Genomic DNA, 12,199 nt, shown 5'->3' on the forward strand with positions numbered 1-12,199 from the left:
AACGCTTTACCCAATCACCTACTATGAATGCTATAACCCTACTTGGGGCCGTTGAAACGGTCGGCGAGTTAGTCACCACGAACCCAAAAGGTAAGACGCCGACAAAATGGATTACGCGGTCACGGCCAAAAATAGATCGGATCGCCTGTCCCTGGTTGATTCTTAGGTTTATTGATCAAGACGCCGAAATTACGTACGTCCCCAAAGAGCAGGTTTTCGCCAAAGCGAAAGAACTGGGTGCTATCCCGTTCGATATTGTCGGAGCGGAGTATGAACACGCGGGTGAACTGTGCACATTTGAGGTGTTTCTCAAAAAACATAACCTGGAAACACCTGCCCTCCAGCAATTAGGACTCATCGTCCGGGGAGCGGATACGGATAACTTTGAGCTGGCACCCCAGGCCGCCGGACTATGGGCGATTTCGGCAGGCCTATCCGAAAATTACACCGATGACCAACTCCAGTTGGCGCAGGGTATGATTATCTATGACGCGCTTTACAGTTGGGCCACCAAATTACAAAAAGAGAAACATACCTGGGAGCCTAAACAGTAATTGCATGGAATCCACGCACCATTCCTACACCAAAGCGGATTTAGTTCGCTATTTTCTTGGATTAGGCACGATTGGTTTTGGTGGGCCACCTGCCCTGGTCAGTGCCATGCACCGCGATCTGGTAGTTGATCGCGGCTGGATCACCGAGGAAGATTACCGGGAAGGGTTAGCCCTGGCCCAACTGGCACCGGGTCCGCTGGCGGCTCAACTCTCCATTTATCTGGGCTACGTTCACTACGGTATTCTGGGGGCTACTCTAACGGGCATCGCTTTTGTAATCCCTTCGTTTTTGATGGTACTGGCCCTGGGGTGGGCCTATGTCCGACTGGGAGGTCTACCCTGGATGCAGGCCATTTTTTACGGGATTGGGGCCGCCGTGATTGGCATTATCGCGATGGGTACCTACAAATTAACGACCAAGACAGTAGGTAAAGACTGGCTGGGCTGGGTTTTATTTGGTATCTCGGCCATCGCGACAGCGGTCACAGAATCAGAAATCCTGTGGCTGGTTTTGTTGGCCGGTGTTATCTACTGGTTGGTTAAAAGTCCACCTTCGTTTATCCGGCCAGGCGTAGGCACTAGCTTCACGCCTTTCATTCTACAGGCGCTAAGTTTACCCACTGATTCGGTGCTGTGGAAGTTAGCGATTTTCTTCACCAAAGCGGGCGCGTTTGTCTTCGGCAGTGGACTGGCTATTGTGCCGTTTCTGTATGGGGGCGTTGTCAAAGAATACGGCTGGTTAACCGAGCAACAGTTTTTGGATGCGGTGGCCGTCGCCATGATTACCCCCGGCCCGGTCGTGATAACGGTGGCCTTTATTGGTTACCTGGTGGCTGGTTTTCCAGGAGCCTGTGTAGCTGCTCTGGCGACGTTTTTGCCCTGTTATTTATTTACGGTTCTGCCCGCGCCCTACTTCAAACGCTGGGGGAGACATCCGGGTGTCAAGGCGTTTGTGGATGGGGTAACCGTCGCAGCTATCGGCGCAATTGCCGGGGCAGTCGTCGTGCTAGCTCGGCGGCAATTGGTGGATATTCCTGCCATTGTGATTGCCTTAACAACTGTTGGCTTACTGTATCGATTTAAGAAATTACCTGAACTCAGTGTGATTGGCGGAGCTGCCGTTATTGGTTTACTGCTCCGGTATGTAGGCTGACGTTTGCGACTGATAGCGATTGACAGATATCAAAATCAGTGTCTTATAAAAACGCTCATTTTAAGATATGAAACTTGAGTCTCACACTCGGCTACAGGTAATTAGGTTTAAATTGTATGATTAGATATGACGTGGCCGCCGTGCCAGTCTGGTTACTTTTTGAGTGAATACATTTAATGCTATTATCGGTTTTGAACCGTAGTATTTTAAAATTATGTGGCCGGGCTTTAACCCGGCCACGTACGTGTTAGGCCGCTACAACATCCGAAGCTATTTCTTCATTTACGTCATTTAGTACATAGTTGACGGCTTTCTGAGCCTGTCCCGATGCCCGGAAAATTAGCGTTTTGTCGCCTTTCAAAGCCGACAGCCAATTTTGCAGGTACGCGGCCGCATTGGTCAAAAGCCGGTGGTCTGTCAGGTCAAGGCCGCAACTGCTGGCCAGATAACAGGCTCCGATTTCGGCTGTTAATTCTTCTTTGGCGTATAACTCCCCACCAAACCCATCAGAATGGACCAACTCCTCCCGATTCAGGCGGTCGCGGTGGCCAGTTGAGTGAATCAGTTCATGAAACAAAACGCAGTAATAAGCTTCCAGGCAATCGAAAGCAGTAGGGCGGGGCATATTCACGACATCGCGCAACGGGCTATAATAGGCTCGGGCTGGATCGATATGCACGATTTCGGGTGCATTTGAGTAACCCGCGTACACGGCATCACAGGCATTGTAGCTGTACACTTCGTCAAGGGCGTCAGGTGTTTTCAACTCCGGCAAATCTACACTTACTCCTTCTACGTCGGCCACATTGAAAACGAAATAATGCTTAAGGAGCGGGACGCCCACCTTTTTGATTTTGGCCTCACCTTTGTTGTTCGTTACTTCCTTTTCTTTCTCCAGCACACTCCAGAAAACGACCAGATTACCCCGCGCACCTTTGCGAATATTTCCCCCTAATTCTGTTGCCTGTTTGAAGGTCAGAAAATACGGGCGTTCATAGCTAGCGCATCCCAAAAGGACACTATTGATACCCGTATAGGAGCGTTTGCTTATGTAATTTTGAGCCACCTCAACCTGCCCATCTTTCAGGATACCCCACCGTTTGCGCCATGGGATACGGCCTTTTTCAAGCTCGTCGACGATGAGATCAGTAACACGGGCGTATAGATCCATACTGCCCCGCTGTGCGGAAGCCTTTGCATTCTGCATTATAATCGCCCGAAGTAACACGTCGGTGCCGCGCAATAGGAACACTATAAAGATACGAAAACAGCGCCACCCCTACAAGCTATATAACTGACTAATAATAGTTTACACTAAAACCCTGCTCCCTTTCGTCAAGTACTTTTGCAGTGTTTTTTGGTTGCTTTAGCCGTGTTTTTATCGTGGCAGGTGGAAGTGTGCGTGCCAGCAGGTTTTCGCCCATAGGCGATGTCCTGCAACTAATTAGTTCGTATGGCTCACTAACCGACAATAGGAGGGAGGGGAGTGGTACGAACCGTGTAAGGCAAATTTTATTTGTAGGCCGGGGAACACCCGGCCTACTGTGTTTCTTTTCTTACTCTGCCAATACCGCTTCGACTTCTGGCTCTGATTCGGCCAACATGGCTTCTTGTAACTCGGCAATCTCCGTTTCCAACCGAGCTAATTTTTCGCTGTGGCGAAACGGTTCATTAACCTTTTGAAGAAAAGCTGCTTCGTCGGCTCGTGCTCGTTCAATTCGTTGCTGACATTGCGCGGGCAAGTGGGCTGCATGAGCCACCGACTGGCGTAAAGACTGAAACAAGCCGGTACCACTCATTACTTCGCCCAGCAAACTGCTTCCCCATTGGTAGGTAAATACGTACTCATTTCGAAATGAAAAGGGGTCTTGCCGAATCTCGCCGGTCAATGTCAGAGGTAACCCGTTTACCGTAACGATTGCCTGCGGTGTCAACCGACGTTTTAGCTGGCCGCGCATTTTGTCCAACAGGTGTTGTACTGGTCCACCAAACTTTTCAGTATGGGTTTGGCCCTCAATTATTACCTCGTTCACTCTGTATTCGTCTCCATCCGCAATAAACCGAGTCTTTAGTATAGCACTCTCTGCCTGAAGCGTTGGCAGTAAAGGCACCTGCAACGACAACGTACGCCGGGCGCGTTCTACCTGCATTTGAGCATCCAAAACGCCCCGTTGCCAGTTCTTACGAGCGGTCAGCAATCGAGACAAATCAAGTTGCTTGGCGGCATAAGCCAAGGCATACTGACTGCCGGAAAGAGTAGCCATCATCTGATCGAACGACATAGCGGCAAAATCATCGTCGGCAGAAATATCATTCATACCCTCATCGGTCAAATGCCCTTTCAGCACTTGGTTAATGAACTTTTGTTTGATCGCCAATCGTCCGTACGCAGTTGCATCGAGTGTTTTATCAACGCCATAGGTAAGAATTTCAATGGGCATATGCCAGGCGGCATGTGCATTACCCTGACGGATGATACGCCCATTGCGTTGCTCAAAATCAGTTGGGCGGTTCGGCGCGTCAAGATGATGTAAGCCAACTAGCCGTTCCTGTACGTTAACCCCAACGCCCATTCGCTCGGACGTACCCAGCATTACCCGAACCTCACCCGTTCGGACTTTGGCAAAAACCGCTTCCCGTTTATCTGCTTCGGCAGGGCAAACGGCCACCTCACAGGCCGGAATACCTTCGGTAACCAGTTTCATTTTTAGGTCGTCGAAGAGATTAAACCGAGCCCCAACACATAGTCGCTCGTCTTCATCAGCAAATAAGTTTGCCGGTGACTGGTATACGTCGGCAAAAACCAACTGAGTACCCTTATAGGAATCTGAGAGTTGATACAGCCGTAGAATCTCCGCTGCGGCTCGGTTTAGCTTTGAGCCTGGCTCGTCTTCGTTTCTGGCGTTCAACAAGCGAATGTCTAACGTAGCTTTTCTGGCCTGCCCAAAGAGTACCAACGGCAAATGGCTGTTCTCCCGCTTCTCACTGCCTGTTAATCCCTCAAACCAGCGTAGCCGCTCTCGAATCGCGTCTAACTCAGCCTGTACGCCTTCGGTCTGCTGTAGTACGATTTTCGTAAATCCACCGGCTTTCAGCGTCGGTAATGTTTGGTCCCTCTGAAACTCGACTACATCATCATTTAGCACCACATCAACATGAGCACGGTATAACTCTGACAACTGACGGACATTGACAAACCGGGCAAACCTTGAAACAGCTTTAAACTGGCCGGTAGTCGTTAACTCGAATGAGGCAATTAGTTGTCCGAAAGCTCCCGCGAATTGGTCAAACGTGGCAATCCGTGCTTCATCCAGGCGGTCAGGGGCGATAAACCGGAGCATCGTCCATGCCTCGGCCATTGTGTTACTGATCGGGGTTCCCGTAGCCAGTACAACCCGCCCTTGCCGGGCCTGCACCGAGCGGCATTTAAACATCGCGCTCAATGCATCCTCCGAACCTGCCGGGTCAATGCCTTTGATGCCGCGCCGGGACGTAAAAAAGCCTAATCGCTTGTACTTGTGGCATTCATCCAGAAACAGCGCGTCGATGCCCAATTCATCAAATGACAGGATATTATCTTTTTTTCTGTCGGCTTGCCGAAGTCTCCGGGCTTCTAACCGTAGCCGTAATTCATTGAGCCGCTTTACTAATGATTTCTTGCTCTTTTCTTGGCGGGACGTTGCAGCAACGGCGGCTTCTACCCGGTCTATTTCCTCCTGTAAAAAAGCCTGTTCGCTGGCCGGATCGTCGGGAATCAGTTTGAGGAAACTTTGCGGAATGATAATCCCGTCGAAGTGGTTGGTCGCTATTCGTTGCAGGAACCGTTTACGGCCCGTTGCTTCCAGATCGCTCCGTTGTGGCACATACACAACCGCCGACGGGTATAACAGCCGCCAACTACGGGCCACATCGTCAACCGTTGAGTTTTGTACGACTAACAGAGGTTTGCGGGCAATACCTAGCCGTTTTAACTCCATTGCGCCGGTAATCATCGTATAGGTTTTTCCGCTTCCTACGGCATGGGCCAACATCGTATCTTGAATCTTGATGCGCTCAACAGCCCGAAACTGGTGGTCACGTAATGAAATGGCTGGGTTAGCATTTGGGTACTGGCCGAACGATGGCCGGGCAAAACGCCGGGGAACATGCGTATTATACAGGCGATTAAATGTCTCTTCAATGACATATTCGTAATGCTGCCGGGCGAAATCAACGAACAGTTCGTTTAGTCGTTCCTGCGCGGCAATCGCCTGGCTCGTTGCTTCTACATCGCGAACAGAGCGTTCTTTACCATCCTGGGTAATGGTTTTGGTAATTATTAAACTTCGGCTATTCAAGGCCGATTCAATCAATTGCAGGGCCGTTCGGTTCGACGTACCCAACGACTGGTTCAACGATGAATAAAAATAGGCTGGCGTTTCTATCTCGTACTGTCGGCTACGGTTGTTGTAAGTAGCCGTTACTTCTGGCAGTTGTAAGGTCTCCTGAATAAATCGGGTTACTAATTCATCCGGCAACCACACCGACCCTAAACCAAAGGATATTAACGCGGCCGGAATCGTCGGAGGAACGATCTGTTCCAAAGCGTAAACATTGGCCTGATAAATCGGCTCGTGACGGGCTTTCTCTTCGGCTATGGCTAATTTCTGCCGAATGTTACCGGATAAGTACGCATCCCGGTTAATCAGGCTACCCGTTACAGGGTCAATGAATCCCAAACCGGCGGCTAATAACTGTTCCGTGACCTCAGCAACCGACAACCCAAGCCAACCTGTAATGGCCGATAATGTCAAGCTCCCATGAAACCACATTGACAGATTCACCGCATCGGTTATTGACGCTGCCGAAGTAGGATAGGAGAGGGCCAGGTTGACCCGCTCCCGGAAAATGGTCGCTTTTTGTAGAACCTGTTTCCCGTTAATCTTTTCAGGAACTTCCAACGCCTGAACACGGCTGAATTGACCATCAAACGTTTCTAAAAATGACAGATGGCGGTTACCGGTCAACGGACCAAAGAAGGCGGTAAACTCGTCGTATAGTGTGTTGAGGTGGGTACGCAACACGGCAACCTCCCAATCGTCTTTCCCCTCCCGTTCGGACTCTAACAAGCCCGTTAAGGTATCGCGTAGCCGGATGTATTGCCGGACAATAGTTGCCTGACTGTACGACCGGCCTTTTATACGTACAACGCCTGGATATAAATCAGCAAGTTGATTTCCGGCTGGCTGCTTCCTTTGTTGTCCGTCATGACTTGCTGACAAAAAGCCCCTCGGTAGTTGGTTGATGGCATTGCCTAACCGATCGGTTAACTCGGACGGGTCTTCTAAGTAAAGGGTTGGCCGGTCCGCCCGGTACAACCCACCCTTACCTACTTCGTCGGCCCAAACCATTTCACCAAGCATAAAGTCTGGCTGCCCGGCAAAGTATTCGTTTACGTACAGGTTGTTGGTCACTTCCTCGCCTTTTTCCTGCACGGTTCGGCCGGGCCGCGTTCGGCTGCGGACGCTTAGGGTTCGCTCAAACGAATGGCCGGCAAACTGACGGTTCACTCCGTCGCGCCGTTGCAAAAAAAGTACATCGGTCGTTACACTTGTACCGCTGTGGCTCTCAAACGCGCAGGATGGTAAACGGATAGCCCCAACCAATTCCGTTTCAGCCTGACGGGTCAACCATTGCCGGAATTCGGTTCCGCCCTGATCGAGCGTACCCGACGAGGTAATTAGTGCCAACAAACCACCCGGCTTTACCAACCGCGCCGATTTACCAATGAAATAGTTATGAATCGGATAAGCCGATATATCAGAGTTTTGCCGGTCATAGACGCTGTAGGCCCCAAAAGGCACGTTACCGATAACAAGGTCAAACGAACCGTTAGCTAAATCAGCTTGCTCAAACCCGCCCACTTCGACGGTAGCATCTGGATACAGTAATTGCAGAATAAGCCCAGCAACCGGGTCTTTCTCCACGGCAACCCATTCGGCGCGGTCGTTCAATGAAGGGGGCGCAAATCCCAAAAAATGCCCGATACCTGCGCCCGGCTCCAAAATGCGGCCACCTGTAAAACCAAACTGGTCAACGGCTTCCCAAATAGCGGTAATGAGGGTGGGGGGCGTATAAAAAGCCGTTAAGCATGAAGCGGCTGCGGCTTGCCGTTCCTCCATCGTCAGCACTTCGTCAATAACCGATGAGTAGCGGCTACTTTCCTCAAACGCCGATGCCAAACCACCCCAACCCGAAAACTGCACCAATACACCTTTCTCGTCGGCAGTAGCTTCCCGGCTCTCTTTGGCAAGGTGTCTGGCTAACTGGATGGCTTTAACGTTAGCCTTTATACGTTCGCTCACCGTCCGGGGATGGAACATATCAGCGGACAGTCGGTAATTTCGGCTGTTTAACCCCGACGCTACACCCGAAAACGACAAAATGACATTGGGTTCGTCGCTCAGAGTATCACTTGGCAAAAGACACCCTTGGCTGTCTCTGGATTGCGATAAAGTCAGCACATTGGCAGACGAGACAAGCCCGAACAGACTAAGCTGGATACAGTTGGGGGGGCTGACCTGCATACGGTCAGCGGGGATATGTCGGCGTTGACGCATCCTGTTTTGCCCGAAGTAACACGTCGGAGCCGCGCAGAAGTAACACTATAAAAATACCGCTTTTTAGGCGGTATGGCAAGGTTTCAGGAAGATACAGCCGGAGCCTTCGCCCCCTTTTGTCTATTTAGCTTAGTGTAACTATTAATTTTTTATTGTTTGCATCTTTGCAATTCAGTTCAACTTTCAATCTCAGCAACTGATTATAATATGGCCACATCTTTACGCAAGTTCACTACTAATGGAAGGATGCTAAATGAAGTACTGACAAAGTACAAGAATACATTTAGCGCCTTCTGCGAGCTTATAAATAACTCTATTCAGGCGGAGAGCAAAAATATATACATTAACCTTGGTCGTCCCGAGGATAATGAACTACACTATGCTCCAATTAAATACCTTGAGATTAAAGATGATGGTGTTGGTGTGCCAATGTCTGAATTCGACACCAAAATTTGTGAAGTAGCTAATCAGTCAAAATCAGGAGGTCAAGGTGTTGGGCGTTTTGGTGCGTTGCAGATCGGCGAACGTATGGTCATCGAAACCGTTAGCTATGATCCAAAAGTACAGAGACACACTAAGGTTTCGATGGTACTTAACACAGCTGATCTTGTCGACAATCAACTAGATAAGATCCCTATCCGTACAGATGAAGAAGTTCTCGTTCAACCAGAAGCAACTTATTACAAGGTTCGAATTGATGATGTTCACCACGGTCGGCATCACGGAAAAACGGAACGGAAGCGAATGCTCAGTAGTGATTTCTTTCAACCAGCAATTCGATATGCTTTGTTTGAACGATACCCATCATTGATTTTCAACGGGCACGTAAAATTTTATGTCAATGACGAAAAACTTAATCGAGAAGAGTTTGTCAAAGGAGATCCATTTATTAAAATAACTGAGTATCAGGATGCAAGGGGTGAAGATTTTCCTATTCAAATAACTTTTTATGAAGTTAACTCTGATCTTAACAGAGTACAGATTTATCTTCAACATGATAATGCTGGTATCCAATCTGTATCACATGAATTTGTGTATAATTCTAATTCGTATACAGTTGATATGGGTACATGGTTCATATATGTTGAATCGCCATTTCTGAATCGAGTTGACCTATTTCGTAATATTGAATACAATGATTTATTAGATAAACAGTTTACAAACTTCAAAAACAAGGTTAAAGAAACTGTTGATGGCTTTTTTCGCGAACGAAACAAGCGCTTTGAACAGTTTAAAAAAGACTTCAAAAAAGATGCAGAAAATCCGTTAAAAATTAACCCTGCCTTAAATGAATTGCATGAGATAGTGCTTAATCAAATTGCTTTTGCAGCAGAAACCGAGTATAAGTTACTTGAAAATAATAATAAAGTTCGTGGTCTTCTTTACGAATTAATGGACCGGGCGATTAGATCGGGTCAGATACAGGATATTTTTGAGAAAATTTTAAAGCTTGACAATCAGACTGTTGATCGATTCCACTCGCTTTTACAAAAGACTGACCTTGAGACAGTTATTCAGTTTTCAAATAATGTTGCTACGAAGAACCAATTTCTAAAGTTTTTGCATAATATAGTTTTCGGAACTGTTGGAAATGTACTTCGTGAACGAAGCCAACTTCATAAGATCGTCGAGCAACATCTATGGCTTTTCGGAGAAAATTATGCTGAGACACCCGCACTGTGGTCTGACAAACAAATTGGCGGAATTTTGGATGAAATTCGAGATAAACACCTCGCCTATGAACCCTCAGAGGAAGCTGGCAATATAATTGACAGCATTGAGGAGCAGTCAGGGCTTAATGATATAACCGATCTTTTCTTCTACAACGAGAAGGTTCTTGATAATGGTAAGCGTGAATATATGGTCGTTGAATTAAAAGCACCGAAGTGTAAATTGAGCCAGAAAGAGCTAAACCAGATAGATAGGTACGCATTTACAATTGAAGATTATCCATCTCTTCCTGATGAAAACGTAGTGTACAAACTTATTTTAGTGTCAACAGATATAACTAAATTTGCTAAATCAAAATTATCATCTGCTCGGGCTTCATATCCGAATATTCCTTTCTTATACGATCTAAAAGTGGATGGTGGCAAGCACATCGAAGTTTATGTAATGACTTGGAGTGAAATAATTGAAGCTAACAAACGTAGGCTTACTTATCTTGCAAATGGTCTAAAAACGTTGGATGAGGATATAAAAGAGAAGTTTGAGAGAGAATATCCTCAAATTTTGAATGAAAAAGTATCTTCAACCCTCCGTAAAACTAAATCTTCATATTAATTGGCTTTCAACTGTGAAAATAGTTAAAAGCCAATTTTCAATCTATCCCTCTTCTCCCTCAAAATCCAGACGCATCTGCTTGGCCGATTCTTTTAGTAGGTTGTACCGCTGATCATTCTCCGTGAAGGGGTCGGCAGCTGCAGAATGGACTTTGATCGTTACCTCAATTTCAATATTGTGGTTACGGAATGGGCTTATGAAGCTGTTGAAAGCCTGAGTCCAGTTTTGCTTGTCCAGTTTACCGCTCGCTCACTTTAACGGCTCGAAATTGAGTCGTTACGGGAGTTCCTGACGGATCAGGGCCACCACCAGGTGTCGGGTTAGGGCCTGGCGTTGGAGGTGGCGTAACAATCCCGCCGGACCACGAGCCACCACTACCACCCGGTTCGGGTGATGGGGGAGCAACAGGGGGCTGATAGATACTCTTGTCGACCAACCAGTACGAGTCTGACTTAATATCAAGAAAGGGGACAGACTGTTTATAGTAAACAGTATCCCAGGTTGTACCGTCGCCAGATGCTATTGCCAGGTTGCCATCCTGGCAGAAGCGTAATAGGCCAGTCTGTACCACATCCAACCGGGTAATCATCACCTTATCGTCGTAGCGAATAAGGGCCTCGTAAACGTCTTTGGCTTTAACTGGTCGGGCCGTAGTGGGCATTAGGCCGTAGTTTTGTAGTACCAGCGGTCCAATACTATCCAGTAACCAACTCTCATCTTTGAGCCGCTGCGTCAGACTGGTGTTTATCTGTGTGTCGAGGCTGTCTTTGGTTGCGTCAACGAGTAGCGCTTTAATCCCCTCTTTGGCTGTATGCTTTAGAACGATGCTGTACGCTTCGGCCAGCGCGCTTTCAGTCCGTTTCGATATCTCGTCTATTTTTTCTTTCAACTCCCGCAGCTGTGGGGCTTCCAATTGGCTACCGTATTCTTCCTTGATTTGGTTGCAGGCTAAGTACTCACTGGCTAGTCCGCTCAGTTTGCCAATCAGAGCCTCTGAACTGGCCAGAAATAGTATCGTGTTTCGGTACGTCCTATCCTGTGACCCTCGCTTCGTGGCCAGCCGCTCGATGGTAGATCGGACGCTACCGCCAACATTACCAGTGGCTACCACACCTGGACTCACGGCATATTGTGGGCCCAATACAACCAGCGTGAGGGTTGTCTGTTCAGGTACGTTGTCGGGATCGGGGGCAACCAATATGTTGAAGCCGCTCACGGTCGATACCTTAGCTTTAAGCCGTCGAATAATGTCAGCCTGAGCATCGGTATCATCAATCTGGTGTTTGGCCTGGTTGATCAGAATATTGATGTTTGGCTTTGTATTGAACCAGTACCGACGCGGATTGGTCGTGTAATACAGATAGTGGGCGCTGGCCTCCAGCGAGTCCAACGCCGTATTGATGGTGTTATGGTTGAAGCCATCCGGCTTCAGAAACGCCAACTTCAACTCTTCTACACTTAACCCTTTGTTGGCACCCTCGGCTCCAAACGTACCCATCAGGATGGTGGCCGTGAGTCCCTGAGTTAATCGTTGTACACGATAGTCTGCATTATCCTGGTCATTTTTAAAGGCATTCGATGAGTGGCCCGACACATCGGCATCCATGACG

General features: G+C 48.1%; 6 protein-coding genes. 3 read left to right on the top strand and 3 right to left on the bottom strand.

The window, feature by feature from the left end; all coding sequences use genetic code 11:
* Positions 1-23: 23 nt before the first annotated feature.
* On the top strand, positions 24-554 hold the full coding sequence (locus tag ACAW87_RS23985) for a chromate resistance protein ChrB domain-containing protein (RefSeq protein WP_370726189.1): 531 nt from the start codon (positions 24-26) through the stop codon (positions 552-554).
* Between the two features lie 4 nt (positions 555-558).
* Positions 559-1,707: a chromate transporter gene (locus tag ACAW87_RS23990; RefSeq protein ID WP_370726190.1), complete on the top strand. Its 1,149-nt coding sequence runs from the start codon at positions 559-561 to the stop codon at positions 1,705-1,707.
* Between the two features lie 247 nt (positions 1,708-1,954).
* On the opposite strand, the gene ACAW87_RS23995 is transcribed toward ACAW87_RS23990, so the two are convergent.
* Both ACAW87_RS23995 and ACAW87_RS24000 read right to left on the bottom strand, forming a co-directional pair.
* On the bottom strand, positions 1,955-2,959 hold the full coding sequence (locus ACAW87_RS23995; protein ID WP_370726191.1) for an ArdC family protein: 1,005 nt from the start codon (positions 2,957-2,959) through the stop codon (positions 1,955-1,957).
* Between the two features lie 304 nt (positions 2,960-3,263).
* On the bottom strand, positions 3,264-8,168 hold the full coding sequence (locus ACAW87_RS24000) for a helicase-like domain-containing protein (RefSeq protein ID WP_370726192.1): 4,905 nt from the start codon (positions 8,166-8,168) through the stop codon (positions 3,264-3,266).
* Positions 8,169-8,513: 345 nt separating this feature from the next.
* On the opposite strand from ACAW87_RS24000, the gene ACAW87_RS24005 reads away from it, so the two are divergent.
* The gene (locus ACAW87_RS24005; RefSeq protein ID WP_370726193.1) at positions 8,514-10,589 is read left to right on the top strand and encodes an ATP-binding protein; all 2,076 of its coding nucleotides are present in this window, start codon (positions 8,514-8,516) and stop codon (positions 10,587-10,589) included.
* A gap of 238 nt (positions 10,590-10,827) precedes the next feature.
* On the opposite strand, the gene ACAW87_RS24010 is transcribed toward ACAW87_RS24005, so the two are convergent.
* Positions 10,828-12,195, bottom strand: a complete 1,368-nt coding sequence (locus ACAW87_RS24010) for a hypothetical protein (RefSeq protein ID WP_370726194.1) — start codon at positions 12,193-12,195, stop codon at positions 10,828-10,830.
* Between the last annotated feature and the right edge of the window lie 4 nt (positions 12,196-12,199).

This window comes from Fibrella aquatica, from assembly GCF_041321135.1.
GTDB lineage: Bacteria > Bacteroidota > Bacteroidia > Cytophagales > Spirosomataceae > Fibrella > Fibrella aquatica.

Excerpts from the sequence above, each read along its gene's own strand:
- ACAW87_RS23985 (WP_370726189.1), top strand. The coding sequence starts at position 24 with ATGAATGCTATAACCCTACTTGGGGCCGTTGAAACGGTCGGCGAGTTA.
- ACAW87_RS23990 (WP_370726190.1), top strand. The coding sequence starts at position 559 with ATGGAATCCACGCACCATTCCTACACCAAAGCGGATTTAGTTCGCTAT.
- ACAW87_RS24005 (WP_370726193.1), top strand. The coding sequence starts at position 8,514 with ATGGCCACATCTTTACGCAAGTTCACTACTAATGGAAGGATGCTAAAT.
- ACAW87_RS24010 (WP_370726194.1), bottom strand. The coding sequence starts at position 12,195 with ATGGATGCCGATGTGTCGGGCCACTCATCGAATGCCTTTAAAAATGAC.